The organism is Paenibacillus polymyxa, assembly GCF_018614975.1.
GTDB classification, from domain to species: Bacteria; Bacillota; Bacilli; order Paenibacillales; family Paenibacillaceae; genus Paenibacillus; species Paenibacillus polymyxa_E.
In genome coordinates this window covers 710474-736608 of record NZ_JAGGNR010000008.1, presented here as the reverse complement: position 1 = coordinate 736608, position 26135 = coordinate 710474, and the positions used below count along the sequence as shown (strand labels likewise).

The window sequence follows — 26135 nt, the reverse complement described above, 5'->3', positions numbered from 1 at the left end:
GTACCATTGTATGCACAAGGACCAGAGTGTTAGACTTGGAAATAAACTAATAATTATGATGAGCTGAGTATCTGCATTACAAAGAGCGTGAAACCTGACCAGAGAAGAGAGTATTCAAAAGGTGGTATTGCAATCACTGATTAATGTGGAATTTGGGTTCAGCTTGTATAAAGATACAAAGAACGGAGGCTCATGCGATGAATCGGATTCGGAAATCTGGGGGATTCAGAGCTTCGATCTTTGTGATCGTGGTGGCTCTGGTCGTCTATGTTGCTGTGTACATGCCAACGCCGTATATCATATATATGCCTGGCAGTGCGGATGAAGTTAAACCAATGGTAACCGTTAAAAACGGAGACCAGGAAGAACGCGGTGTATTTATGATGACGACTGTGTCGGCAACGTATGCCAATGTGTTTTTGCTAGGAACCTCTCTGTTCAATAAAAATGCTCAAGTGGATAAAAAGGAAGACCGACTGCGCGGCAAAAGCGAAGCAGAATACTCTGCCGAACAGGTGTGGTTCATGAGTGATTCACAATCCTCCGCAATGGAGGCTGCATATGAGCAGGCTGGTGTGGCTTACTCTATTGTACCTGAACATATCTTTGTATTTGGGCTGTCCCAAGATCCGAAACCGGAAGGGGATATTGCTCCGGGAGATATCATTCTGGGAGTGAACGGAACGGCTACGCCGGATAATACGGTGCTTTCTGCCCAGTTAAAAGATAAAAAGGTCGGAGATATGGTCGAAATGCAACTGGAACGTGGTGGAGAGACCATTAGCCGCGACGTGAAACTGATTCAGGTAAAAGACAATAAAACAGGTGAAACCCGCACGGGACTCGGAGTAATGATCGGTGCAGTTCAGAAGGTGAAAGCTGAAGATCCAAACAAACAGATATCCTTTACAGATACTCAGGTTGGTGGTCCGTCTGCGGGCTTGATGTTTACGTTGGAGATCTATAACCAGTTAACGCCTGGAGATCTGACCAAGGGGCATCGAATTGCGGGTACAGGCACCATTACCAAGGACGGTGTGGTGGGTGCCATTGGTGGTGTTGTGCATAAGATTGTAGCCGCAGATCGGAAAGAAGCGGAGATCTTCTTTGTGCCGAAGGAGAACTATAAGGAAGCAGCAGCCAAGGCTGAACAGATCGGCACCAAAATGAAACTTGTGCCTGTGAGCACGGTGAATGATGCGCTGGATTATTTGAAAACCTTGTCCGTGAAATCATAGGATTATGATTGGGCGGGAATAGATCGAGCCAACGTTGAACCGGATGGATAAGTACGGATGATGGATGATCTCGGAATGAATGGATTGCAGCGAATGAAGTGTGATCAAGAGAAATGAGCATATTAGCAGATTCAAAGGGGGTAAGTGATCCAAGAGAATCAAGATAAATAAGGGAAGTTAATGAGAGAATCCCCTTGTTGCGATTTGCCTGAGCGGCGCGCAGCAAGGGGATTTTTTTACTTGTATAGTTGAGTGTCGAATAGTGGATATCCGTGATCTTTTTGATGATGGAATAAAAAAAGCTCCATAGAGATGAAGTCTTATGGTCAAAAGCAGATTACAGTCTCACAGGCGACTCATAGTAGTCACTGAACATCTTGCGTGTATCCCTATGCTCGCAAGCGAGTCCATACGCAACCTGAGCTTGGATATCCAGTTCCAGCTGATTGTGTGTGAACGTCGACGGTTTCAGCACAACAGGCAGTGAGGCGGTTTTCTTCATTTGTTTAAGCAGTCTCTGCCCTTGAGCATTAAATCCGAGGACTCGGAGATATCCGGGTCCGGCAGCTAATTGCTCTGGTGAACACTCGGCTTTGGTGTGATTCAGGAGCAGGTGGGCGAGCATACGCTGGAGTTTGGTGCGTGTATATCGTTTGGTCTTCAATGCATTCAGGAGTGCTTCGACTGAAGGCTCTGGGAGCTGAGCGAGTGTACGGCTCAGCCGGTGTTCCAGGCCTTCCGTGACTTCGGCGATGCGTTCCAGCTCGGAGGCACGGCGGGTAGCCGCAAGGTGCAACAGCGGCTGTGCAAAGCGCTCCCAGTGTATGGGAGCGCGCCCCCCTTGCCATTCGCGATGCAGAATGGCAAGGGTTGCCGCCGGCACGTATGGCGCGGCGGCGTTGGGTCCGTCCGCCATCAGCAGGCGGCGGACGGCTGTTGCACTGGCGATCGCCCCCGGCCCGGGCGTCGCCTCATGATACGCGGCACCGGTACGCGCCGCCGTAAAGGGCTGGATCGCGCTGCCAAGTCTTTGCAGCGCGATCAGGTAGTGCAGCCCAAGCGAATTGTTGGGCTGCTCCAGCAGTGCGGCGGCGTCGTGAGCATCGACGCCGCCGGGCGCCAGCGCTGCCGCTGCGCCTGCGTACGCGGCGGGGTAGCTGGCGCCTTCCCGCAGGCGGCGCGCGATGTCCTCGCGCATCCCTGCGGGCTCCACAGACAGCACGCGCGCAATGCGCTGCAGGCTGTCCAGGTCGCCGGACTCGCTGCCAAAGCAGAGCGAGTCCACAACGCCAGTGCGGTGCAGCAGTGATACCGCACCGAAGGCAAACCACTCTGCCGGTTGGACCGCGTACGCAACCGGCAGTTCAAGCACGAGATCGGCGCCTGCGTGCAGCGCCATCTCGGTGCGCGCCCTTTTACCCACGATGGCGGGTTCGCCACGCTGGAGAAAAGGGCCGCTCATGACCGCAACAACGGCGTCTGCGCCGCTTAGCCGCCGAGCTTCCTGCAAATGATAAACATGCCCATTGTGCAGGGGGTTATATTCAACAATGACGCCTACGGCTTTCATGATTAGACGTACTCCTTTCGATTGGATAACCGAGTATGTATAACATCCATTCCATCATAGGGGATGTCATGTATTAGATCAAATCATGCACCAATTTAGACAAGAAAAAGGCACAATTCCAACATCAGCAGATGTCAGACTGTGCCTGCAAATCTATTGTATATTACACATTTTCGATAATCGGAGAACGACCTCTTCAACTTAATAAATCAGCACGCTTAGACACTTTCCGGCGCGGGAGATAAACTTGCTTTGGGCCCAAAAAATTCATAATGAATGTTGTCCGCTGCAACACCAAGCGCCTGAAGCTCCGTATACACTTCCCGCATGAACGAAACCGGTCCACACAGATAATAAGTGGAATCCAGTTCATCGATCACTTGACGAAGCCAGACCGCATCCATATAACCTTCCTTATGAAAATACTCATTTTCACGATCAGAATCCTCAGGTTGTGTATAACAATAATAAGCTTGAACGCCCTGATTACGTTTGGCCAGACTGTCCACATAATCACGGAACGCGTGCGAGTGACCATTCGGACTTGCATGCAAAAATGTAATTGCACGGTCTTGTTTTAATTGAACCAGCGTATTTAACATGCTGATCATTGGCGTTAAGCCAACACCGCCACTTAGCAGGACAACAGGGCGTTTATCCTCTGCATTCAGCGTGAAGTCACCGGCAGGAGCGGATAGTTCCACTTGACTGCCTTCTTCAATGTGATCGTGGAGATACGTGGATATAACTCCGTCAGGGCGCTCTAATGCACCTCGCTCACGCTTAACGGAAATGCGATAGTAGGGTTTACCCGGGGTATCTGAAAGGCTATACTGACGAATCTGGGTAAATGACTGTGCCTCCGGTTTGATTTTGATACTGATGTATTGTCCCGGTTCATAACTGGCAATGGGCTGACCATCGTCTGGAACGAGGTAAAAGGACGTGATGACTTCACTTTCCTGCACTTTCTTGGCAACCTTGAAGGTACGAAATCCTTCCCAGCCACCCGTCTGGTTTTCCGCTTCTGTATACATGTCCTGTTCGATCCCGATAAAGGCGTCTGCAATGACATTGTAGGCTTCGCCCCACGCCGTGATGATCTCATCGGTAGCCGCGTCTCCAAGCACATCTTTGATGGCTTGCAGCAGATAGGTGCCGACAATCGCATATTGTTCGGGAACGATACCCAGGCTGCGATGTTTATGTGCAACTTGCCGGACGGCAGGCAGGATGGAGGACAGATTATCGATATGCAGGGCAGCGGTGTATACCATATTGGCGAGAGCGGCTTGCTGTCGTCCCTGTTTCTGATTTGCATGATTGAAAATATTCAGTAGTTCCGGATGAGCTGTGAACATCGTTTCATAGAAATGGCGTGTGATCGCTTCGCCGTGGACTTCAAGTACAGGTACGGTAGATTTAATGACGGTAATCGTGTGCTCACTTAACATACATATTCCCTCCCGATAATACTTAATTGAAGTTAATGAAATCATTGAATAATAAATCGGTCATGGAGCTGATTGTGCCTCGGTTTATAGCAAGTATAGATAGGGGGCCAGAGGGTCTGTGTGATATAGATCACACTAAACGTTAACGAAATGTGACCGGTGTTTGCAAGGAACTGCAACAAAATGAGAACTTGTAGTTTATCTGGAAGTGAGTCTATAATAGATTAGATGGAGTGAACGGTTCTGGGCCATTGATTTTTAAAACAGGGTGTAAAGTTAAAAGTGTTGACAAACGTCTTGGAAAATCGGTATAATGATTTTTGTTTGTTAAGTCAATTTCATAATACTTTTAACGATGATGCGTCAGAATACATACAGTCAGGATATATTGCTTTACAAAAGCAGGCTTGATCTGTATAACTGTCGTAATGCGTTGGACATGGATTTATGAAATTGGTTTCGTTTGGAGTGATGTAAAATGTTAATGCCATTTCGCAAAGTGGCTACCAGTGATGGTCCTCTTAAGTTTAACGAACAGTGGGATATCAAGGAACTGGTTTCTAACCGACAAGATATCACAGCCGTTACCCCCCTGACTGCGGACTTATCTGCAGAATTCAGAGAAGGTGACGTTGTGGATGTTCATGGCAAGCTGACCGTAGGAGTGGACATGTTGTGCTCCCGTTGTCTTAAGCCAATCAATGAACATTTTCATATTGATTTTCATGAGCAATTCAAGCAGGGAAAACAGCCAGAGGAATTACACGAAGACGACGAGACGCTCTATGTGGATGGAGATAGCGTTGATCTGAAAGGTTATGCCGAGGAAGCTTTTCTGCTGGATCTTCCGTTTATACCGCTATGTAGCGATACATGCAAAGGGTTATGCCCCAAGTGTGGCCATGAGCTGAACGAAGGTGACTGCGGTTGTGATAACCAGGTTATCGATCCGCGGCTTGCAGGGCTCAAGGATTTTTTTAAATGAGCATGATTGAAAATCGAACATTGTAAGACTACCTGCAAAGGTTGATTTTGATAAGGAGGTGGGAATAATGGCAGTACCTCAACGGAGAACGTCCAAGACGCGTCGCGACAAACGTCGCACTCACTTTAAATTGGCTGTACCGGGCATGGTGAAATGTGAACAATGTGGCGAACTTAAACTTAGTCACCACGTGTGCAAAGTGTGCGGAACGTACAAAGCAAGAGAGATCATCTCTCAATAATAGTTGGACATTAAGTAGCACTTCATTTCGATGAGGTGCTACTTTTTTTGATTAGAGAGTGTAGGCAGAGTGAGCTGACTAGCTTGAGATCCTTGCTCCACAAGGGTGAATTGTTTTTGTTAGGCCAGTCTTTCTTTTTGACACGGGATGAGATATACTATAGTTTAGTACCAGGTTCTAAGATTTGACGTTACATATAGATGAACCATAATCCGTTTGAGAACGACCCTGGTGACCAGGGATGCAACTATAGAAGCAACACGAAAGAAGGGTTGAACTGGCCGGATGGGACGGTTCCGTAAACGATACAGCGGGGGGTGTCAGGCATCGAACGTGTACCGAAGAGACAGAGGCAACAGCAGTTAACCAAAATGATAGAAGAGAACCCGTTTGTGACGGATCAGGAACTTACACGCCAATTGAAGGTGAGTATTCAGACGATTCGTCTTGACAGGCTGGAACTTGGAATACCCGAACTTCGGGAGCGGATGAAACTGATGGCAGAGCTCTCGTATGATCAGGTACGCTCGTTGCCCTTGCATGAGATTATCGGTGATATTGTGGATCTACAACTGGACAAGAGTGGGATTTCCCTGTTTGAGATTAAGGAAGAACACGTATTTTCCAGAACAGGCATTGCACGTGGACACTATGTCTTTGCACAGGCCAACTCCTTGGCTGTAGCGATCATTAATGACGAGATCGCGTTGACTGCATCAGCAGACATCCGTTTTGTCCGTTCGGTTCATTTGGGAGAGAAATGTATTGCAAAGGCTTATGTGAGATCGATTCCGGGACAAAAGGGCAAAGCCAAAGTGGAAGTATTCACTTATGTAGGTGAAGAAATGGTGTTTCAAGGCAACTTTGTAATCTACCATTCAGGTGGAGAAGACAGCGGAGAAGGAGGTCATTTGGAATGAAAATCGTCATTGATGCCATGGGAGGCGACAATGCACCTGCATCAACGGTAGAAGGTGCGGTTGCCGCAGCCACGGAATGGGCGGATATACAGATCGTCCTGATCGGCGATGAAGCCAAGCTGGAACCTCTTTTGAGTCAGTCAGGTGTGAGACCTGCCAATCTTACGGTCCGGCATGCTTCCGAAGTTATTGGTTCGGATGATGAACCGGTACGAGCAGTTCGTCGCAAGAAGGATGCCTCTATGGTGGTCGCAGGCCGCATGCTGAAAGAGGGCGAAGCGGACGCGATGATCTCGGCGGGTAATACTGGAGCATTGATGACAGCGGGTTTGCTTGTTGTAGGTCGCATGGAAGGCATTGAACGTCCGGCGCTTGCGCCTATGATTCCAACGATTGATGATGTGGGTGTGCTTGCGCTGGATCTCGGAGCGAATATGGATGCCAAACCGGAGCACCTTGCACAATATGGTCTGATGGGCAGTTTGTATAGGCAAAAAGTACAGGGTATAGAGTCCCCACGAGTGGGCTTGCTCAATGTAGGAACAGAGCCAGGCAAGGGAAATGAGTTAACCAAACATGCATATCCTTTACTGGAACAACTCCCAATTCGGTTTGTCGGTAATGTCGAGGCACGTGATGTGCTGACTGGTGCTTGTGATGTGCTTGTATGTGACGGTTTTGCAGGAAACATACTGCTGAAATCGTTGGAAGGCACAGCAGGTGCCATTTTCGCCTTGCTTAAGGAACAATTCTCATCGTCGCTAAAAAGTAAACTGGCAGCGGCTATACTGATGCCTGAGCTGCGTGGGTTGAAACGGAAGCTGGATTATACGGAGCATGGCGGAGCGCCGCTCCTCGGTTTGAGCAGACTGGTTGTGAAAAGTCATGGATCTGCTGATGGCAATGCCATCAAAAATGCTGTGCGCCAAGCTCGGATTGCAGTTCAGAATCAGCTGGTAGAGAGCATATCTAAGGAAATTAGCGGGAAGTGAGTGACGACATGAATAATTTGCGCCCAGTAGGGATTATTGGTACAGGGAAATATGTGCCTGAGAAAATTTTGACAAATAGTGACCTGGAGAAAATGGTCGATACGAATGACGAATGGATTGTCAGTCGTACAGGAATCAAAGAGCGTCACATTGCTGCACCCGATCAGGCAACTTCTGATCTGGCATACGAAGCGGCAATTAAAGCCCTTGAGTCTGCGGGCATGACAGGCAGTGATCTCGATCTGATTATTGTTGCAACCATTACTCCGGATTCTTCGTTCCCATCAACATCCTGCATCCTGCAGGATAAACTGGGTGCAAAAGGTGCGGCGGCATTTGATTTGTCGGCTGCTTGTTCCGGATTTGTATACGGTTTGGCAAGTGCTACGAGCTTCATCCAAAGCGGCATGTACAACAATGCACTTGTTATTGGTGCGGACTGCTTGTCTCGCATTACGGATTATACAGACCGTAACACATGTGTCCTCTTTGGTGATGGAGCAGGCGCGGTAGTCGTTGGTGAAGTTCCGGAAGGTCGTGGCTTCAAAGCATTCGATCTCGGTGCCGAAGGTTCTGGCGGTAGTCTTCTCCAGATGGAAGGCGGCGGTTCCCGTCTGCCTGCTTCCGCAGAGACCGTTGAAAATAAAAAGCATTACATCAACATGAACGGTCGTGAAGTGTTCAAGTTTGCGGTACGTGTTATGGGGACGGCTACCATTGAGGTATTACGCAAGGCTGGTATGGAGCGTACAGATGTGGATCTGTTTGTTCCTCACCAAGCGAATATTCGGATTATCCAATCTGCGATGCAACGACTTGAACTTCCTGAAGAAAAGGTTGTAGTCAACGTGGATAAGTATGCAAACACATCGGCTGCTTCCATTCCGCTTGCTCTGGTAGAAGCTGCGGAGGAAGGTCGCATGAAAGCCGGAGATACCGTTCTGATGGTTGGATTCGGCGGCGGTCTGACATGGGGTGCATCGGTACTCGTTTGGTAAAATAGACATCTGGGAGATGAATGAGATGGGTAAAATAGCATTTGTATTTCCCGGACAGGGATCACAGGCTGTAGGCATGGCCAAGGACGCGTATGAGTCCGTGCCTGCGGCAACCGAGATTTTTCGCACAGCAGATGAAACATTGGGTTTCTCGCTGAGCAACCTTGTATTTGAAGGACCAGAGACCGAGTTGAAACAGACATCAAATACACAACCGGCTCTGTTGACAGCAAGTATTGCCTTGCTTGAAGCTTTCAAAGAAAAAGGAATTCAGCCTGACTATACGGCTGGACACAGTCTGGGAGAATACAGTGCACTGGTGGCAGCGGGCGTTCTTTCCTTTGCTGACGCAGTGAGCACTGTGCGGGCACGTGGTCAGTATATGGAACAGGCAGTACCGGGTGGACAAGGAGCGATGGCTGCTGTGCTCGGTGCGGATCGGGAAGCGCTGGGGGTGCTTTGCCGTGACGTATCTGAAAGTGGTCATGCGGTTGAACTTGCCAACATTAATTGTCCGGGACAAATCGTCATCTCTGGTGTGAAAGAAGGCGTAGCTGCTGTCGCAGAACGAGTGAAAGAAGCGGGCGGCAAACGCGCCATTCTACTTGAAGTAAGTGGTCCGTTCCATTCTTCATTGATGAAGGGTGCAGCTGAGAAGCTGGAAGAGAAACTGAAAACCGTTACGTTCTCACCGGCAGCGGTTCCTGTAGTCGCTAATGTGACTGCAAGACCTGCAGAGGATGGACGGGTTCGGGATTTGTTGACAGCTCAGGTCTATTCTCCTGTATTATGGGAAGACAGTGTGACATGGCTTATTGAGCAAGGCGTGGATACGTTCATCGAGATTGGATCTGGCAGTGTATTGACCGGTTTGATTAAAAAAACAGATAAAACCGTAAAACTGTACAATGTGAACAGTCTTGAAACGCTCGAAGCAACGGCAAGTGAATTAGTAGGAGTTATATGAGTTAAACTAAGCTTTTTACACGAGAACGGAGAGGACAGAAAAAAACTGAAGAAGCGGAGCGTTCGCCTAAAAGCTTTCTGAAAGAAAGCTTTTAGGCGAACGCTATCACCGGATTTTCCCTGTAGAAAAGGGAATTAAAAAATCTTGGGGATAACAGTGATCGGAAGTTTATTCTGTCATCGGAGTGGCAAGTGTAAACATTCTTTGGTTGAACTGATATAGATTTGGGGAAAGGAGGAATGATTATGTCTAAACCATTAGAAGGTAAAAATGCACTCGTTACCGGGGCATCCCGGGGCATTGGGCGCAGTATTGCACTGGCACTTGCAGAAGCTGGAGCGAACGTAGCCGTGAATTATGCGGGTAGCCAAGCGGCAGCTGAGGAAGTGGCGGAAGCGATTCGTGCCAAAGGCGTCAAGGCGATTATACTTCAAGCCAATGTTGGCCTGATGGATGAAGCTGAGCAAATGGTCAAAGCTACACTGGAAGCATGGGGCAACGTTGATATTCTGGTGAACAATGCCGGTATTACCCGTGATAATCTGATCATGCGTATGAAAGAGGAAGAATTCGATCAGGTTATTGAAACCAATCTCAAAGGTGTGTTTAACTGCCTTAAGGCGGTTACACGTCCAATGATGAAACAACGGTCGGGAAGAATTATCAATATCTCCTCGGTTGTAGGTGTGCTCGGTAATGCTGGACAAGCGAACTATGTTGCTGCCAAAGCAGGAGTTATTGGTTTAACAAAGGCATCTGCTCGTGAACTGGCTTCTCGTGGAATCACAGTTAACTGTGTTGCACCAGGTTTCATTGAGACAGATATGACAAAAGAGTTGTCCCAGGAGCTGGTGGACGGTATGCTAAGTGGTATTCCGTTGTCCCGTTTGGGTCAGCCGGATGAAATCGCCGGTGTAGTCACTTTCCTGGCTTCGCAGGCTTCATCTTATATGACAGGGCAGACGCTGCATGTCGATGGTGGCATGTACATGTAATTCTTCCCGGACTTGAACAATAGTCGGGGAACAGGCGCTGGACGATCCAAAATGCCGGAAAAAGGTCGGGTTCCCCGGCCGGGAGCCGCATATGTCTTCTATGGCATTTTGCCTGCGATTCTCGTATAATACCAAAGAAGGAGGTGAACCGGATGTCCGATGTATTGGAGCGTGTAAAACGCATCGTCGTCGACCGCTTGGGCGCAGACGAAGCTGAAGTTACACTTGAAGCATCTTTCAAAGAAGATTTGGGTGCTGATTCTTTGGATGTAGTGGAATTGGTCATGGAATTGGAAGATGAATTTGATTTGGAAATCTCTGATGAAGATGCAGAAAAAATCACGACCGTAGGTGAAGTTGTAAACTACATACAATCTCATACCTAAAGTCATTTTTAGTCCCGCACATGTTCTCGAACAGGCGGGACTTCTCATCATTCATTGGTTTTTCTCATTCCGCAAGCAGCTATACTCAAGCAGGCCTATCTTGGTTGAGTTGATGTCTGTTTGCGGATATTCCCACAAAATACTTGCGTAATGCAGTCGATATAGAGGTGACTCGGTTTGAAACAAAGAGTAGTAATTACCGGAATGGGCGTAATGACATCGCTCGGAAAAGATTTGGAAACGTTCTGGGGCAGTTTAATGGCAGGAAAGTCCGGAATCTCTCAGATTGAGGCGTTTGATGTTAGTGAATACACGACACAGATTGCAGCCGAGATCAAGGATTTCAACCCGGAAGAATATATGGATCGCAAGGATGCTCGTAAAATGGACCGTTTTGTACAGTTCGCTGTGTCAGCCGGCTTCAAAGCCGTTGAAGACAGTGGTCTGAAAATTAACGAGAATATTGATGCAGAACGTTTCGGTGTATCCATCGGATCAGGTATTGGTGGATTGGGTACGTGGGAGGACCAACATAATGCATTGTTGCAAAAAGGTCCAAAACGGGTAAGCCCATTCTTTATTCCCATGATGATCTCCAACATGGCTTCAGGCCAAATGTCCATTTCTCTTGGCGCCAAAGGTCCTAACATTAACGTTGTTACCGCTTGTGCTACAGGTACACACTCCATCGGAGATTCCTTCAAGCTGATTGCCAATGGTGATGCAGATGCCATGATCTGTGGTGGTGCGGAAGCAACAATCAGACCAACGGGTCTTGCAGGGTTTTGTGCTATGCGCGCAATGTCTACACGTAATGATGATCCTGCGAAGTCAAGCCGTCCTTTTGATACAGAACGTGATGGTTTTGTTATGGGCGAAGGCGCTGGCGTTCTGATTCTGGAATCCCTGGAGCATGCTCAAAAACGTGGTGCACGCATTTATGGTGAAGTGATCGGTTATGGTCTGACAGGTGATGCACATCACATGACAGAACCAGACCCGGACGGAGCAGCACGTTGCATGAAGATGGCACTTCGTAATGCGGGTATTGAGCCTGAAGAAGTGGATTACATTAATGCACACGGAACTTCGACGCCCGTAGGCGACAGATCCGAAACACTTGCGATCAAAAAGGCGTTTGGTGATCATGCGTACAAGCTCGCGGTGAGTTCCACTAAATCCATGACGGGCCATATGCTTGGCGCTGCTGGTGGTGTAGAAGCGGTTATCTGCGGATTGTCACTGACACATCAGACACTGGCACCAACGATCAACCTGGAAAATCAAGACCCGGAATGTGATCTGGATTATGTACCAAATGTTCCACGTCAAACCAAAGTTAATATTGCCATGTCCAATTCATTTGGATTCGGCGGTCACAATGCCACCATTATTCTCAAAAAATTTGAAGCATAAGGGGCTAGTTCGTTTGAGTGAAGATCTGAAGCAGTTACAACACAAACTTCAAATCAAATTTGACAACAGGCAGCTTTTAAAACAAGCGTTTACCCATGCTTCTTATGTAAACGAACACCGGTTCAGTCAGCATCAGGACAACGAGCGTCTGGAGTTTCTGGGCGATGCCGTGCTGGAACTGACTGTATCGGAATACTTGTATCAATTGTATCCTAACCGTCCGGAAGGTGAACTAACTAAGCTGCGGGCATCCATTGTCTGTGAGCCTTCCCTCGTCAAATTTGCTGAAGCGTTGGGTTTTGGACAGTATGTACTTCTTGGTAAAGGTGAGGAACTAACTGGAGGACGGACACGACCGGCTCTGCTGGCAGATGTGTTTGAATCTTTCATTGGTGCATTGTATCTGGATCAGGGGCTTGCGCCTGTCCGGACATTTCTCGACCAGCATGTCTTCCCGTTGATCGTTTTGGGCAGCAAGTTGCAAATGAGTGATTATAAAACGGAACTGCAGGAACTTACTCAGCATCACAATATGGGAGCTTTGGAATACCGTATCGTTGAGGAACGGGGACCTGCCCATGAACGTGAGTTTGTCTCAGAGGTCCATATGGGTCAAGAACGGCTTGGCAGAGGTACAGGTCGTTCCAAAAAGGAAGCGGAGCAACAGGCTGCATCTGCAGCACTTGATCGACTGAAGCTTCCTGAAGCCTAAGCTTAACCGATAGCGCATAGACAAACGAAGAGCAAAGAGCAGCCCGCGGGTCCGCCCCGGCGGAAGTAATCGGCCGGACTGCTTTTTGCTCTTTTTTTTGTAAAGAGGTTCAGGGGGAGTCAGCCTGATCGTTAACTAAATAAGTTGAATCTTATTTTAGTTCAATTTATTTAGGCGCTGGAATGTAATACTTGAAATATGCAAGAGGAGGTGACGAGAAACCCTATGTTTTTAAAACGGATTGAATTGGGTGGATTCAAGTCATTCGCCGACAAAACGGAGATGGAGTTCGTTCGTGGCATTACGGCTGTTGTAGGTCCGAACGGAAGTGGAAAGAGTAATATATCGGACGGAATTCGCTGGGTTCTGGGGGAACAAAGTGCCAAGTCGCTGCGTGGTGGCAAGATGGAAGATATCATCTTTGCAGGCAGTGACGCACGGAAGGCCGTTAATTTCGGTGAGGTGTCGTTGACGCTCGATAACGAGGATCACGCACTTGCACTGGATTTTGGTGAAGTAACGGTGACTCGTCGTGTACATCGCAGCGGGGATAGTGAATATTTTATTAACAAGCAATCTTGTCGTTTGAAGGATATCACGGAGTTGTTTATGGATACCGGCATCGGTAAGGAAGCCTACTCGATTATTGGACAGGGGCGAATCGAAGAGATTCTGAGTACCCGTTCAGAGGATCGCAGAGGCATCTTTGAAGAAGCTTCAGGTATCGTTAAATATAAATCCCGCAAGCGGGATGCGACGCGCAAACTGGATGAGACAGAGCAGAATTTGCTGCGTATTCATGATCTGGTGACCGAACTGGAAGATCAGATTGGACCCCTAAAGGAACAATCGGAGAAAGCGATCCATTATAAGGAACTTCGTTCTCAGCTCAAATCACAGGAAATTTCCATGTATGTGTACCAGATCGAACAGATTCATGCCTCTTGGAGTAAGGCCAACGAAAGGTTGCAATCGCTAAAACAGGAAGAGGTTGGGCTGGCGGCGATTGTCTCTACGCATGATGCCAAGCTGGAAAATGATCGGAATGCGCTGCGTATCCTGGAGACCGAGACAGAGCAACTTCAATCCGCCTTATTACAATTCAGTGAAGCGACGGAGAAAAGTGAAGGGCTTGGAGAACTGCTCAAGGAGCGCTCGCACCATCTGCAAACGAATCAGGAGCAGCTCAAAGTAACGCTTGCTGCCAGTGAAGAGAGACATCGCGAACGGGAAACCGAGCTGCTTGCTCTGCGTGAGAAGTTTGGCAAGCTTGAGCATGAACTGAGTGAAGTTAGGAATCAGTTGTCCCAGGAAGAAGCCAAACTCATTGGTGTCACAGGTGGCATTAGTCAACAGCAAGAGGAAAGCCTCAAAGGAAACTTGCTGGAACTGATGAATCAGATGGCTCAGACACGCAATGAAATTCGTTATGTGGATCAGCAGAAGGAAACGCTGGAGCGCAGAATGAATCGCGCGGCTGAGGAATCCGGCAAATGGGAAGATCAAAAAGAGACACTGGAAAGTCGCAAGGCGGACATTGAGAAAAAGGTTGTTCGTTTGGGCAAAGAAATCAGTGATCTGCGTGGTGGTTACATTACGGAAAGTGAACGACTTCAGTCGCTGCAGAAGCTGCTCGAAGAAAGTCGGGGCACGGTTCGTAAATGGGAACAGAAGCGTGAAGCTCAGGTCTCCCGCCGCGATACGATGAAAGAGATGCAGGATGATTTTGACGGATTCATGCTGGGTGTCAAGGAGGTCCTCAAGGCTTCACGTAAAGGTACGCTGAGCGGTGTTCATGGAGCTGTGGCTGAACTCGTTAAAGTTCCCGAGAAGATCGAACTTGCAGTAGAGACAGCGATGGGAGCATCCTTGCAGCATGTGGTCATGGAAAATGAATCGGTTTCAAGACAGGCAATCGCTTTCCTGAAGCAGCGCCAGTTGGGGCGTGCAACGTTCCTGCCTCTGGATGTCATTCGTCCTCGTGCCATTGGAGCAGCTGAACGTTCCATGATCGAAGGTATGGAGGGTTTTGTGGGGATCGGTGCTGATCTCGTACAATTCGAACCCAAGTACGCTTCAATCATTGGCAGCTTGCTCGGTAATGTTATTATTGCCGAAACGCTGGAGGTTGCCAATAAAATTGCGGCTCGCTGTCAGTACCGTTTCCGTGTTGTAACACTCGAAGGTGATGTGGTTAATGCGGGTGGTTCCATGACAGGTGGTAGCCAGCACAAGAAAAATGTGAGTCTGCTCAGCCGAAAACGGCAACTGGACCAGCTCGACCAGGATATTTTGGATACCGAAAATCAGATCGTGAAACTGCATCGCAGTGTGGATGATGTAAAAGTTCAACTGGAGCAGTGTCAGGACAAACTGGATGAGCTTCGTCAGTCCGGTGACGATACCCGAAATGCAGAACAGCAGGCTTCGATGGAAATGAAGCAGCTAGAGCATGAGCTTCGCCATGTGCTTGAACAGGTTGCCGTTGCCGGGCAGGAGAAGAGCGGCTTTACCGAAGAGATCAAAGAGCTGGATACGGCTCGCATCGTCGCTGTGAAGAAGCTGGAGCAGCTTGAAGAGGAAGAAAAAGCGACTCATCGTGCCATTCATGCAGCTGAGTTTGCTCGTAAAGCGAATGAATCCGCGAAGGAAGAATTGCAGAGCCAACTCACCGAATTGAAAGTGCGCGAAGGCAAGCTTGATCAGGAGCGATTCTCCAATGGAGAACAATTGCGACGTCTGGAGCGGGAAGTGGAGTCGCTGGTGAAAGATCTTCGTCAGAATCGCACGTTGCTGGCTTCGATGGAAGCAGATCTCAAGAAAACACAGACCGAGAGTGTCAAGCAGATTGAAGATCTGAACCAGTACAAGCTGAAAAAAGCGGAAGCTTCCCAGGAGCTGGACTTCAAACGTGCTGCCCGAAGTGAGTTGTCGAAAAAGCTTGAGCTTGCCGAGAACGAAACGAAGGAACAGCGCACGCAGTTAAAAGCTGTGGAAGAGCAGATGCGACAGACGGAAATTTCGGTGAACCGGCTGGATGTTGAGCTGGAAAATATACTGCGGAAACTGACGGATGAATACGAACTGGGCTATGAACTGGCCAAAGAGCGTTATCCTGTGCCGGAAGATGTGGAGCATACACAGGCAGAGGTACAAAAGCTAAAGCGCAGTATATCGGCCCTGGGTGATGTTAACCTGGGAGCGATTGAGGAATTCCAGCGGGTCAATGAGCGATACGAGTTCCTGAGTGAACAGAAGAATGACCTGGTGGAAGCCAAAACAACGTTGTATCAGGTTATTCGGGAAATGGAAGACGAGATGGCGAAGCGATTCAAGATCACGTTTGATGCCATCCGCCGTGAGTTCGGTACCGTGTTTACCAAGCTGTTTGGCGGGGGACGTGCTGACCTTGTTCTCATGGACCCGGAGCGCTTGCTTGAAACGGGAATAGATATTGTAGCTCAGCCACCAGGCAAGAAACTGCAGAACCTGCAACTGTTATCCGGTGGTGAGCGGGCTTTGACGGCGATGGCTTTGTTATTTGCCATTCTGCATGTCAAACCTGTACCATTCTGCGTGCTGGATGAAGTAGAGGCAGCGCTGGACGAAGCTAACGTGGTACGTTTTGCCCAGTACCTGCGTGAATTCTCCGAACAGACACAGTTCATCGTTGTTACCCATCGTAAAGGTACGATGGAAGAGGCTGATGTACTGTACGGTGTTACGATGGAAGAGGGCGGAGTATCCAAGCTCGTATCGGTTAAACTGGAAGATGAGGAAGCAGTAATTGCCTGATCTGATCCAAACTTGCGAGACAAATGAACTCATTGTAATCATTGAAAATCATTCAGATTGAGGATTTCTGCAAATACGCTTAGATTATGTACACGATGGAGGGGCTTTATGAGTTTTTTTAAAAAGCTGAGAGACAGCATTGCAAGCAAAACGGAGTCGGTTACCAAACAGTTCAAGGATGGATTGGAAAAGACACGTAAAGGGTTAGTGGAAAAAGTGTCGGATCTCGTAATCCGCCGCAAAAAAATCGATGAAGAGTTCTATGAAGAACTGGAAGAGATTTTGATCGGAGCAGACGTTGGCGTGAATACGGTCATGAATCTGATCGAAGACCTGCGCGTTGAGGTGAAAAAACGCAAAATTGAGGACGCGGCTGAGCTGCAGCCTGTATTGTCCGAGAAACTGACGGATCTTCTTCGCGGTGAACAGAACAATGAATTGAAAATGAATCCGGATGGCATTACCGTTATTTTGTTCGTTGGTGTTAACGGTGTTGGTAAAACAACAACGATTGGCAAGCTGGCGCATCGCTTTAAACAGCAAGGTAAAAAAGTCATTATGGCAGCCGGAGATACGTTCCGTGCCGGAGCCATCGAACAACTGGAAGTATGGGGTCAACGTGCTGGTGTCGACGTGATCAAGCAGCAATCCGGTTCTGATCCAGCAGCCGTTATGTATGATGCGGTGCAGGCAGCGAAGCAACGTGGCGCGGATGTTCTGCTCTGTGATACAGCAGGTCGTCTGCAAAATAAATCTAACCTGATGGACGAGCTTAACAAGATCTACCGTGTCATTCAGCGTGAGATTCCGGAAGCTCCACATGAAGTACTGATGGTACTGGATGCAACAACAGGTCAAAATGCTTTAAATCAGGCTAAACTTTTTGGTGAGAAAAGCGGCGTAACTGGCCTTGTGCTGACAAAACTGGATGGAACAGCCAAAGGGGGGATCGTTGTTGCGATCCGTCAGGAGCTGGATTTGCCAGTGAAACTCGTGGGACTAGGTGAGAAAATTGATGATCTGCAGCCGTTTGATTCGGAGCAATTTGTGCATGCTTTGTTCGCCGGATTGATCCAGGAACAGCCAGCTGAAAGTGTCGAAGAAGAGGAAGCTAATTCCTAGAACCCATTATTAATTAGGATAAATGAATAGCGTTAAGCGTAATTGCCAGTGATAGACGTGATAAGTGTCACGTGTAATGTCACTGGCAATACGTGTATAATGGGAATAAAGCAGGCAATGCTAAAGAGTTAGAAAGGACGGTTGAAAATGGCCAATACTCATACCTATTCTCGCCGTGAAGAAGTCGCCAATGCGGTGACACATGGAATCGGTGCTGTACTCAGTGTAGCTGCACTGGTGATATTGATTGTATTTTCAAGTATGAAAGGCACAGCTTGGCATGTGGTCAGTTTCACGATCTACGGTATCACCATGCTGCTGCTCTATACGAGCTCTACACTTGTGCATGCATGGAAAGATGGAAAAGTGAAAGATTTATTTGAGATTTTCGACCATTCTTCCATTTATTTGTTTATTGCGGGATCGTACACTCCGCTTTTGTTTATTGCTGTTCGCGGTACACTTGGATGGACCCTGTTCGGTATAATCTGGGGAATCGCATTATTCGGCGTGATCTTTAAGGCGTTTTTCACGAAAAAATTTCTATTCATGTCCACGATTTTCTATATTGCGATGGGCTGGCTCATCGTTATTGCCTGGCAACCGCTTATGGCTGCCATTCCTACAGGCGGAATCGTGCTGCTGGTTGCTGGAGGACTGATGTATACCCTGGGTACGCTTTTTTATATGTGGCGTGGATTTCCTTACCACCATGCGATTTGGCATCTCTTTGTGCTAGCAGGCAGTATTCTTCATTTCTTTATGGTACTGCTGTACCTGACTCCACTTCGCTAGAACACCATAAACGAATGCATCTCCGCGGACTGAGACGCATTCGTTTTTCTTCTACATAGAGGTGGATCGTAGAGGTAGAGAGAGGATTTGCTTGTTGTGAAAACGCCATAAATCACCCGTTAAGCATCGAAATAACATATGATCAGAGCTGTTTTTATTGTGACAAGTATTTTTGCTTGACAACCTGATTTGTTTTAGGTATTATTAGGAACGTTGCAAGAGTGTAAAGTGTTTTTCCTTGACGAAGGGAGTGCCCCGATGTGAGTCAAGAAAATCGGCTTGAGAAGACAAACCGGATTAACTTGCTGTTTGCTTTTTATGAATTGTTACTTACCGAGAAACAGCAGACTTTTCTAAAGTATTACTTTCATGACGATTTTTCACTTGGTGAAATTGCAGCCGAGTTTGAGATCAGCCGCCAGGCGGTATACGAGCATATCAAGCGTGCCGAACAAGTGCTTGAAAATTACGAAAGCAAGCTGGGCTTGCTGGAAAAGCATGAACGGCGTAATCGCAATCTTGAAGATTTGCAAAATGCATTGGAACGCGCAGGCGTCTCCATTGATAACAACAAACAAATACACGATATTGTTGCTCAGCTCAGCGAATGAAAAGATCATAACGGCTGGGCGGAACGTATCGGTCCTAAAAACAGTAATAAAGCTTGAGGAGGTGGGATCATGGCATTTGAAGGATTAACGACCCGATTACAGAATGTGTTCAGCAAGCTGCGCGGCAAAGGCAAGGTGTCTGATGAAGATGTAGCCGAGGCTATGCGCGAGGTACGTCTGGCATTGCTCGAAGCGGATGTAAACTTCAAAGTGGTCAAGGAATTCATCGCCAAGGTGAAAGAGAAGGCTGTTGGCAAAGAAGTGATGGAGAGCTTCACGCCAGGAATGGTCATCATCGACATCGTTAACAAGGAACTGACGGATTTGATGGGTGGAAGCCAGGCGAAACTGGCTAAAGCAAACAAACCGCCTACGGTGCTGATGATGGTTGGTTTGCAGGGTGCTGGTAAAACAACCACATCAGGTAAACTGGCTAAAATGCTGCAAAAGCAAAACAGCAGACCATTGCTTGTTGCAGGCGATATTTATCGTCCGGCAGCGATCAAACAGTTGCAAGTACTTGGTGAGCAGATCAAAGCGCCGGTATTCACACTGGGAGATCAGACAAGCCCTGTTGAGATCGCACGTCAAGGTCTTCAACATGCCAAAGATAACGGTAATGACTATGTTATTATCGATACAGCTGGACGTCTGCATGTTGATGAAGAGCTGATGGAAGAACTTCGCCAGATTCACAGCGTAGTGAATCCGGATGAAGTACTGCTTGTCGTAGACAGCATGACAGGTCAGGATGCGGTTAACGTAGCAGAACACTTTAACCAGCAGCTTAATCTGACCGGGGTTGTCTTGACGAAGCTGGATGGCGATACTCGTGGTGGTGCTGCACTTTCTGTCAAAGCAGTTACGGGGTGCCCAATCAAGTTTGCTTCCCTTGGAGAGAAACTTGACGCTTTGGAGCCGTTCCACCCGGAACGTATGGCTTCACGGATCCTCGGTATGGGTGATATGTTATCTCTGATTGAGAAAGCACAATTAAACATTGATACCGATAAAGCCAAGGAAATGGAACGGAAGATGCGTAATGCAGAATTCACGTTTGAAGATTTCCTGGAGCAGATGGATCAGGTGAAAAAGCTGGGACCAATCGATCAGATCATGGATATGATTCCCGGCATGGGCAAGATGAAACAAGCCAAGGATCTGAAGGTTGATGATAAACAGATGGGCCGGATCGAAGCGATCGTTTACTCAATGACGACCGAAGAGAAACGCAACCCGGATATGATCAACCATAGCCGCCGGAAGCGTATTGCTACCGGAAGCGGAACATCTCTGGCTGAAGTAAATCGTCTGATCAAGCAATTTGATGAGATGCGCCGCATGATGAAACAGTTCTCGGATATGATGGGACCTAAAGGCGGCAAAAATAAAGCGATGAAGCAGCTTAAAGGTATGGGAAAAGGAATGAAGTTTCCTTTCCGTTGATTTAAGCGAAGCTGGATCATATACAGATTTCATTGAAGGAGGTGAATTTTCAAATGGCAGTTCGTATTCGTCTGAAACGTATGGGTGCTCACAAAGCCCCTTTCTATCGCATCGTGGTATCGGATTCTCGTTCCCCACGTGACGGTCGTTTTATCGAGGAGATTGGTTACTACAACCCGGTTGAACAACCGGCTGTTGTTAAGATCGATGAAGATAAAGCACTGGCTTGGCTTCAAAACGGTGCACAAGCATCTGACACTGTCCGCAACTTGCTTAGCAAAGCGGGCGTGATGAAGAAGTTCCACGAGTCTAAATTATCTAAATAAAGTGCTGATTCGGAGGGTCATCTATGGAAGAATTAGTAAGCATAATTGCTAAGGCTTTAGTCGATCATCCGGAAGATGTGACGGTTCGGACGGTTGAGAAAGACCGGCTTGTCGTTTATGAGTTAACCGTTCATCCTGACGATGTCGGGAAGGTAATTGGTAAACAGGGACGAATCGCGAAATCACTTCGTACGGTCGTCACATCAGCAGCAGTTAAGATGGATAAACGGGTTACCGTTGATATCATATCTTAAAGATATACGAAAGGGGGTTAGGATGCATGTCCTAGCCCCTTTTCGTGCATGCTGAACTTAATAGGTTGGATTAGATATTGAATTAAAATATTTTTGGGTATGAGTAACTTCGGAGCAGTGCAGGGACGGAATCGATTCTGGAGAAGCGTTAGCGTTCGCCTTTATCACCTCATGTTCACCTTTTAAATTAAGTTTGAAAAATGAGGGGTAACAGCGATCGAAAGAACGAACTGTCGCCGGAACGACCGTACGAGAGTCGAAGTAGCTGTTTAGTTTGATTTAATTTCGTAGGAGGAATTATGGCAGAGTTTATGAATGTAGGTAAAATCGTTAATACGCATGGAATTCGCGGTGAGGTGAGAATCATGCCTTTAACTGATTTCCCGGAAGTGCGTTTCGCGAAAAATGCAGAGTTGTTTTTCTTTACACCAGATAATCATCCAGTCATGGTTAACGTGGAATCTGCACGTTTGCATAAAAATATGTATATTCTTCGTCTGAAAGAGTACGGCAATATTAATGAAGTAGAAAAGTTTAAAGGCGGCATGGCCAAAGTGTTAAAAGAGAACCTGGCTGAGCTGGAGGAAGGTGAATACTACTTCCATCAAATCGTTGGGTGTTCGGTCATAACCGAAGAGGGTGAAACGCTTGGAACCATCTCTGAAATTTTGACTCCGGGCGCCAATGATGTGTGGGTTGTTAAAACGCCAGCAGGCAAAGAAGTACTGATTCCCGTTATTGATGATGTAGTGCTTGATGTGGACATCGAACAGAAGCAAGTGAAGATTCACCTGATGGAAGGGCTGCTGTAACATGAAAGTGGATGTGTTAACGCTATTCCCGGAGATGTTTGACGGTGTGTTCGGAGCAAGCATTCTGGGTAAAGCCCAAACGAAGGGTCTGGTATCCCTCGGCGCAACCAACTTCCGTAATTATGCGACGAATAAACATAATACGGTCGATGATGCTCCATACGGCGGAGGCGGAGGCATGGTGCTAAAACCTGATCCGATCTTTGCTGCTGTAGAAGATGTTCTGGAGCAACGCGGAGAAGCTGCGGCAACCATGAAAGCTCCACGTATCATCCTAATGTGTCCGCAAGGTGAGACATTTACACAGAAAAAGGCAGAAGAACTTGTACAGGAAGATCATCTGATTTTTATATGTGGACATTATGAAGGTTACGATGAGCGAATTCGCGAATTTCTCGTGACGGATGAACTATCCATTGGTGATTACGTACTCACTGGTGGGGAGTTGCCTGCTATGGTTGCGATTGACAGTATCGTACGACTAATTCCCGGTGTGCTTGGCAATGAGACAAGTGCAGTGACGGATTCATTCAGCACGGGACTTCTGGAGTACCCGCACTACACACGTCCACCCGAGTTTAGGGGCATGAAGGTACCAGATATGTTGCTGTCAGGACATCATCTGAACATTGAGGCGTGGCGCAGAGAGCAGTCGTTGCTTCGTACGTTAGATCGTAGACCGGAGATGTTGGAAACGGCGGATTTGACGGACAAAGAGCGAATTTGGTTAAAAAATGTACGTTCAAATCGTAAAAATAGTACAGAGTAAGTATATGTATCGTTGAACACGTAAATATATCTTTTTAGAGCGTTCGAAGAAGCCAGCCTTGATACCAAAGGTTGGCTTTTCTTATTGTGTTTTGTAAAGAAAGCTGGATATTCATCGGGTTATTCTATAAAAGGTATATTTTAAAACTTAGTTTCCCTAAATGAAACTAAAGAAAACGGGGTGGTGTATGGTTCGAGTGTGGCAGACACCAAGTGTATTGGCGTACAAAAAGATTTTATTCCCGCCACAAAAGCTCATCCGGCATTTCATGTACAACATTTGGATCAGTTGCGTGATCATCTCATCCATAACCAAATTCATATTGTAGATGACGAAGCAAGAGCAGATGAAGGTGTAAGACGTTTCTATATAAATGATCCTTTTGGCAATCGTCTTGAGTTTTTAGAGTGGGTTTGATGAGGAGGAGGTTATGGAAGCATCAACTATATAAAACCGCCAGAATAGATATTAGCCAAGCCGGAGACAAGGTGGACTAGATTATATTTTGGCCCGCAGATCTGGTCCAGACCGGACAGGAACAGATCATCATCTATGACGCAGAGGGAGCAGTGATTTATTCCAGCTCTCCGATGACATTATCATGGGTAGATGCAAAAAGAGCCAAGCCACAGCTCAAAAGGCTGTATAGCTCGACTCTGTATCCGGGCGGTGAAGTTCAATTCTAGGTTTCATTGGTCGTCATTCTCCGATGCAGGTAGTCCGTTACGCGGACTGGATTCGGGCTGAAGCAAGGACGCCAGGTCAGTACCTGTCGTGACTGTCAAGCGAGGCAGCTTCATGGGATCATCTCCTGGATGCACAAATCCGGACTTTACGGTAAAAGCCATGCGATACCCATGTTGCTGTAACTTGTAAATCATCTGTGTGCTGGTATAACCAAAAGGATAGGCCAGATAAGGGGTATCTACCCCAGTTTCCTTCATTTGTTGGATATCATCATCCAGAAGACTGGTGTCCAGACCGACAGGCACACTGTTACCACAGCGCGTAAATCCCTTGTGATGCAGGTTATAGGTATGGCTGTTAAATTCAAATACGTCAGTTGCACCCTGCATCTCTGACTTGGAGATGAAACTGTTAATGGCGGGGTCAAATTCCGAAGGTTGATCTTGAATTTTACTGCCTATGACAAATAGCGAGGCATGAAAGTTATATCTTTGAAGCACGGGATAAGCTAATGTATAATTGTTCTGATATCCGTCATCAAAGGTAATTACAATGGACTTCTGTGGTAGGGAGATCTTCCCGTTAACGTATTGTTCCAGTTGGTCCAATGTAACTGTAATGTAGCCTTCATCATGCAGGTATTTCATATTTTGCTCGAAATCCTCCAGATTAATGATGGATTTGTTACCTGTCTCCTGATTGTTCAGCTTGGGCTTTATGTAATGATACATTAGCACAGGAACTTCTGTAGCTGTACCTTGTTCAATCCTGAAGGTAGAACGATCCACCGCAGATTGGTTAGAGAAGTCAGTGTGTGACAGCTCGAATGCTTTGCGTTTGACGATGTCCCAGGATGTGCAGGCTTTGTGTGACAGTGCATTCGTTGGATGAGTTACGGCATATGCATATAGTGTAATGGAGCATGTGAGCATGACAAGTAAGACAAGTGTGATCTTTTTCCAATATTTCATAAGTCTTGGGTTTCTCCTTTTAAAGTGGTCAATAAGTTATATCATAGACGATATTTCTGCACTGGAAGTTACAGTATTTTTTCCTGTATCAGGTTGACTTGCAGATGAGAGCGTTGATTCATGGTCCATATGAGAGAATGTAATTTAGAATGAAGTCAGCATGAGATGGATAAGTTATCAGCGTTGCTGATTGATCAATAGGCATTTTGTTTAATTTCTCTTGTGTTTTGATGTGCTGCGTGATACAATAATTCTGTTATGTGGAATACGGCGGTCCTCTATGGATAATGAAGGAGACAAGGTGATCTCTGGAAGAAGTATGAACGCCTGTACGGAAGGAGGGAGTCATAGATGAATATCGTTCAAGCGATTACACAAGAACAACTTCGTAAGGATATTCCGAGTTTTCGTCCTGGTGACACTTTGAAAGTGCACGTTAAGGTAATCGAGGGAACTCGTGAGCGTATCCAATTGTTCGAAGGTGTTGTGATTAAACGCCGTGGTGGTGGAATCAGTGAGACTTTTACAGTTCGTAAAATTTCTTACGGTGTAGGTGTGGAAAGAGCTTTCCCGCTTCATTCCCCAAAAATCGATAGAATCGAAGTGGCTCGCCGTGGTAAAGTGCGTCGTGCGAAGCTTTATTATCTTCGTGAACTACGCGGTAAAGCAGCGAGAATTAAAGAAATTCGTTAATATAACGGATACCGGGAAGGGCTTGGAGACAAGCCCTTTTCGTTTTTGTCCGGGAAAAGTTGAACCGGAGGTACACTTCCGAGTAAAATGGTATGGCAACACATGCGGTGAATAGTCCGGGAGGCTTGTAAAATCAGTTATTGAAGTGCGTGTTCAAAAGACCGGTTTTAGTACCGACTTTTTGAACAACCTCTTGAAGGCATTTGAATTGTGGATTAAATGTACTGTAATGCTTGGTGTAAGATTACATAACTGATGTGAATGTTCTGTATCCATCCATTGAGTTATTGGAACGATACAGAATGTTGGATGTGTGTACTGCTATAAACATGTACTGTGAAGAGAGGAAGATCTTGAATGGAACAAGAAGTTCAACATGACCGGGGCAATCCTACCGAAGAGAAAAACAGTCGATCCAAAAAAGCCAAAAATGAAATTGTTGAATGGCTTAAAGCCATTGTTATCGCATTAGTTCTCGTCATTCTGATTCGGTGGTTGCTCTTCAAACCGTTTGTTGTGGACGGTCCGTCCATGCAGCCGAACTTTGAAACGGGTGAACGTGTGATCGTCAACGAGATCTTATATGATATCAGAGAACCAAAGCGCGGTGAAGTTATCGTCTTCCACGTACCATCCGAAGGTCGAGATTTCATTAAACGTGTTATTGCTGTAGAAGGTGATACAGTTGAGGTTCAGGACGATACCGTGATGGTTAATGGTAAGAAGGTTGATGAAACGTATATTCAAGGAGCCATTGATGCAGCTGAAGCCAATGGTGGAACCTATAACGTGAAGGATTTCCCGAATGAGCAGTTCCCTGATGGCAAAGTGCCTGCAGGTCATGTGTTTGTCATGGGAGACAACCGTCCAAATAGTACAGACAGCCGTATGATCGGTTATGTTTCGTTAAAAGATATTATTGGTCGTGCAGATGTGATTTTCTGGCCGATCGGTGAGATCAAGTGGATTAACCACTGAAA

The 26135-nt window shown here is 47.0% G+C and carries 25 protein-coding genes and 1 pseudogene; 23 read left to right on the top strand and 3 right to left on the bottom strand.

Annotated features, from left to right (window positions below; genetic code table 11):
- The first annotated feature begins 197 nt into the window (after nt 1–197).
- The gene (locus tag J7E78_RS06730; RefSeq protein ID WP_215075481.1) at nt 198–1238 is read left to right on the top strand and encodes a SepM family pheromone-processing serine protease; all 1041 of its coding nucleotides are present in this window, start codon (nt 198–200) and stop codon (nt 1236–1238) included.
- Nucleotides 1239–1575: 337 nt separating this feature from the next.
- On the opposite strand, the gene J7E78_RS06725 is transcribed toward J7E78_RS06730, so the two are convergent.
- Nucleotides 1576–2808, bottom strand: a complete 1233-nt coding sequence (locus J7E78_RS06725) for a nucleotidyltransferase (protein WP_215075480.1) — start codon at nt 2806–2808, stop codon at nt 1576–1578.
- Nucleotides 2809–3026: 218 nt separating this feature from the next.
- Nucleotides 3027–4262, bottom strand: coding sequence for an NO-inducible flavohemoprotein (gene hmpA, locus J7E78_RS06720; RefSeq protein WP_215075479.1), 1236 nt, complete (start codon nt 4260–4262; stop codon nt 3027–3029).
- Between the two features lie 478 nt (nt 4263–4740).
- On the opposite strand from hmpA, the gene J7E78_RS06715 reads away from it, so the two are divergent.
- The 20 genes and pseudogenes from J7E78_RS06715 to J7E78_RS06620 form a co-directional block, all read left to right on the top strand.
- Nucleotides 4741–5247, top strand: coding sequence for a YceD family protein (locus J7E78_RS06715; RefSeq protein ID WP_215075478.1), 507 nt, complete (start codon nt 4741–4743; stop codon nt 5245–5247).
- Nucleotides 5248–5314: 67 nt separating this feature from the next.
- On the top strand, nt 5315–5488 hold the full coding sequence (gene rpmF / locus J7E78_RS06710) for a 50S ribosomal protein L32 (RefSeq protein ID WP_017689233.1): 174 nt from the start codon (nt 5315–5317) through the stop codon (nt 5486–5488).
- A 371-nt stretch (nt 5489–5859) separates the two neighbouring features.
- Entirely contained in the window at nt 5860–6408 is a 549-nt protein-coding gene (fapR, locus tag J7E78_RS06705; RefSeq protein ID WP_047842457.1) for a transcription factor FapR, read from the top strand.
- Entirely contained in the window at nt 6405–7400 is a 996-nt protein-coding gene (plsX, locus tag J7E78_RS06700; protein ID WP_215075477.1) for a phosphate acyltransferase PlsX, read from the top strand. Before fapR ends, plsX begins: the two co-directional genes overlap by 4 nt.
- A gap of 8 nt (nt 7401–7408) precedes the next feature.
- On the top strand, nt 7409–8398 hold the full coding sequence (locus J7E78_RS06695; protein WP_215075476.1) for a beta-ketoacyl-ACP synthase III: 990 nt from the start codon (nt 7409–7411) through the stop codon (nt 8396–8398).
- A gap of 25 nt (nt 8399–8423) precedes the next feature.
- Nucleotides 8424–9365 carry an ACP S-malonyltransferase gene (gene fabD / locus J7E78_RS06690; RefSeq protein ID WP_215075475.1) on the top strand — a complete coding sequence of 314 codons (942 nt, stop codon included), beginning with the start codon at nt 8424–8426 and terminating at the stop codon, nt 9363–9365.
- A 245-nt stretch (nt 9366–9610) separates the two neighbouring features.
- Nucleotides 9611–10360 carry a 3-oxoacyl-[acyl-carrier-protein] reductase gene (gene fabG / locus J7E78_RS06685; RefSeq protein ID WP_215075474.1) on the top strand — a complete coding sequence of 250 codons (750 nt, stop codon included), beginning with the start codon at nt 9611–9613 and terminating at the stop codon, nt 10358–10360.
- 152 nt (nt 10361–10512) lie between these two features.
- Entirely contained in the window at nt 10513–10746 is a 234-nt protein-coding gene (gene acpP, locus J7E78_RS06680; protein WP_024630176.1) for an acyl carrier protein, read from the top strand.
- A 177-nt stretch (nt 10747–10923) separates the two neighbouring features.
- A complete protein-coding gene (gene fabF, locus J7E78_RS06675) occupies nt 10924–12162 on the top strand; it encodes a beta-ketoacyl-ACP synthase II (protein ID WP_215075473.1) in 1239 nt (412 codons plus the stop codon).
- Nucleotides 12163–12175: 13 nt separating this feature from the next.
- The gene (gene rnc, locus J7E78_RS06670; protein WP_215075472.1) at nt 12176–12874 is read left to right on the top strand and encodes a ribonuclease III; all 699 of its coding nucleotides are present in this window, start codon (nt 12176–12178) and stop codon (nt 12872–12874) included.
- Nucleotides 12875–13099: 225 nt separating this feature from the next.
- The gene (gene smc / locus J7E78_RS06665) at nt 13100–16669 is read left to right on the top strand and encodes a chromosome segregation protein SMC (RefSeq protein ID WP_215075471.1); all 3570 of its coding nucleotides are present in this window, start codon (nt 13100–13102) and stop codon (nt 16667–16669) included.
- Between the two features lie 108 nt (nt 16670–16777).
- The gene (ftsY, locus tag J7E78_RS06660) at nt 16778–17791 is read left to right on the top strand and encodes a signal recognition particle-docking protein FtsY (RefSeq protein WP_215075470.1); all 1014 of its coding nucleotides are present in this window, start codon (nt 16778–16780) and stop codon (nt 17789–17791) included.
- A 147-nt stretch (nt 17792–17938) separates the two neighbouring features.
- Nucleotides 17939–18586 carry a PAQR family membrane homeostasis protein TrhA gene (trhA, locus tag J7E78_RS06655; RefSeq protein ID WP_215075469.1) on the top strand — a complete coding sequence of 216 codons (648 nt, stop codon included), beginning with the start codon at nt 17939–17941 and terminating at the stop codon, nt 18584–18586.
- Between the two features lie 260 nt (nt 18587–18846).
- Nucleotides 18847–19197, top strand: a complete 351-nt coding sequence (gene ylxM / locus J7E78_RS06650) for a YlxM family DNA-binding protein (RefSeq protein WP_017689221.1) — start codon at nt 18847–18849, stop codon at nt 19195–19197.
- Nucleotides 19198–19266: 69 nt separating this feature from the next.
- Nucleotides 19267–20643, top strand: coding sequence for a signal recognition particle protein (gene ffh / locus J7E78_RS06645; RefSeq protein ID WP_062833767.1), 1377 nt, complete (start codon nt 19267–19269; stop codon nt 20641–20643).
- Between the two features lie 53 nt (nt 20644–20696).
- Entirely contained in the window at nt 20697–20969 is a 273-nt protein-coding gene (gene rpsP / locus J7E78_RS06640) for a 30S ribosomal protein S16 (protein ID WP_215075468.1), read from the top strand.
- Between the two features lie 23 nt (nt 20970–20992).
- Nucleotides 20993–21223: a KH domain-containing protein gene (locus J7E78_RS06635; protein ID WP_017689218.1), complete on the top strand. Its 231-nt coding sequence runs from the start codon at nt 20993–20995 to the stop codon at nt 21221–21223.
- A gap of 299 nt (nt 21224–21522) precedes the next feature.
- Nucleotides 21523–22035, top strand: coding sequence for a ribosome maturation factor RimM (gene rimM / locus J7E78_RS06630; RefSeq protein ID WP_215075467.1), 513 nt, complete (start codon nt 21523–21525; stop codon nt 22033–22035).
- Between the two features lies 1 nt (nt 22036).
- The gene (trmD, locus tag J7E78_RS06625) at nt 22037–22804 is read left to right on the top strand and encodes a tRNA (guanosine(37)-N1)-methyltransferase TrmD (RefSeq protein WP_215075466.1); all 768 of its coding nucleotides are present in this window, start codon (nt 22037–22039) and stop codon (nt 22802–22804) included.
- Between the two features lie 170 nt (nt 22805–22974).
- Nucleotides 22975–23221 (top strand): annotated as a pseudogene (locus J7E78_RS06620) (VOC family protein); the annotation flags it as partial.
- Between the two features lie 272 nt (nt 23222–23493).
- Here J7E78_RS06620 and J7E78_RS06615 read toward each other — a convergent pair.
- Nucleotides 23494–24462: a polysaccharide deacetylase family protein gene (locus J7E78_RS06615; RefSeq protein ID WP_215075465.1), complete on the bottom strand. Its 969-nt coding sequence runs from the start codon at nt 24460–24462 to the stop codon at nt 23494–23496.
- A gap of 351 nt (nt 24463–24813) precedes the next feature.
- Between J7E78_RS06615 and rplS the strand changes: the two genes are divergently transcribed.
- Together rplS and lepB are read left to right on the top strand one after the other, a co-directional pair.
- Nucleotides 24814–25155 carry a 50S ribosomal protein L19 gene (gene rplS / locus J7E78_RS06610; protein ID WP_024630190.1) on the top strand — a complete coding sequence of 114 codons (342 nt, stop codon included), beginning with the start codon at nt 24814–24816 and terminating at the stop codon, nt 25153–25155.
- 357 nt (nt 25156–25512) lie between these two features.
- Nucleotides 25513–26133: a signal peptidase I gene (gene lepB / locus J7E78_RS06605; RefSeq protein ID WP_215075464.1), complete on the top strand. Its 621-nt coding sequence runs from the start codon at nt 25513–25515 to the stop codon at nt 26131–26133.
- Nucleotides 26134–26135 lie beyond the last annotated feature (2 nt).

Excerpts from the sequence above, each read along its gene's own strand:
- J7E78_RS06730 (WP_215075481.1), top strand. The coding sequence starts at position 198 with ATGAATCGGATTCGGAAATCTGGGGGATTCAGAGCTTCGATCTTTGTG.
- J7E78_RS06725 (WP_215075480.1), bottom strand. The coding sequence starts at position 2,808 with ATGAAAGCCGTAGGCGTCATTGTTGAATATAACCCCCTGCACAATGGG.
- hmpA (WP_215075479.1), bottom strand. The coding sequence starts at position 4,262 with ATGTTAAGTGAGCACACGATTACCGTCATTAAATCTACCGTACCTGTA.
- J7E78_RS06715 (WP_215075478.1), top strand. The coding sequence starts at position 4,741 with ATGTTAATGCCATTTCGCAAAGTGGCTACCAGTGATGGTCCTCTTAAG.
- rpmF (WP_017689233.1), top strand. The coding sequence starts at position 5,315 with ATGGCAGTACCTCAACGGAGAACGTCCAAGACGCGTCGCGACAAACGT.
- fapR (WP_047842457.1), top strand. The coding sequence starts at position 5,860 with ATGATAGAAGAGAACCCGTTTGTGACGGATCAGGAACTTACACGCCAA.
- plsX (WP_215075477.1), top strand. The coding sequence starts at position 6,405 with ATGAAAATCGTCATTGATGCCATGGGAGGCGACAATGCACCTGCATCA.
- J7E78_RS06695 (WP_215075476.1), top strand. The coding sequence starts at position 7,409 with ATGAATAATTTGCGCCCAGTAGGGATTATTGGTACAGGGAAATATGTG.
- fabD (WP_215075475.1), top strand. The coding sequence starts at position 8,424 with ATGGGTAAAATAGCATTTGTATTTCCCGGACAGGGATCACAGGCTGTA.
- fabG (WP_215075474.1), top strand. The coding sequence starts at position 9,611 with ATGTCTAAACCATTAGAAGGTAAAAATGCACTCGTTACCGGGGCATCC.
- acpP (WP_024630176.1), top strand. The coding sequence starts at position 10,513 with ATGTCCGATGTATTGGAGCGTGTAAAACGCATCGTCGTCGACCGCTTG.
- smc (WP_215075471.1), top strand. The coding sequence starts at position 13,100 with ATGTTTTTAAAACGGATTGAATTGGGTGGATTCAAGTCATTCGCCGAC.
- ftsY (WP_215075470.1), top strand. The coding sequence starts at position 16,778 with ATGAGTTTTTTTAAAAAGCTGAGAGACAGCATTGCAAGCAAAACGGAG.
- trhA (WP_215075469.1), top strand. The coding sequence starts at position 17,939 with ATGGCCAATACTCATACCTATTCTCGCCGTGAAGAAGTCGCCAATGCG.
- ffh (WP_062833767.1), top strand. The coding sequence starts at position 19,267 with ATGGCATTTGAAGGATTAACGACCCGATTACAGAATGTGTTCAGCAAG.
- rpsP (WP_215075468.1), top strand. The coding sequence starts at position 20,697 with ATGGCAGTTCGTATTCGTCTGAAACGTATGGGTGCTCACAAAGCCCCT.
- J7E78_RS06635 (WP_017689218.1), top strand. The coding sequence starts at position 20,993 with ATGGAAGAATTAGTAAGCATAATTGCTAAGGCTTTAGTCGATCATCCG.
- rimM (WP_215075467.1), top strand. The coding sequence starts at position 21,523 with ATGGCAGAGTTTATGAATGTAGGTAAAATCGTTAATACGCATGGAATT.
- trmD (WP_215075466.1), top strand. The coding sequence starts at position 22,037 with ATGAAAGTGGATGTGTTAACGCTATTCCCGGAGATGTTTGACGGTGTG.
- J7E78_RS06615 (WP_215075465.1), bottom strand. The coding sequence starts at position 24,462 with ATGAAATATTGGAAAAAGATCACACTTGTCTTACTTGTCATGCTCACA.
- rplS (WP_024630190.1), top strand. The coding sequence starts at position 24,814 with ATGAATATCGTTCAAGCGATTACACAAGAACAACTTCGTAAGGATATT.
- lepB (WP_215075464.1), top strand. The coding sequence starts at position 25,513 with ATGGAACAAGAAGTTCAACATGACCGGGGCAATCCTACCGAAGAGAAA.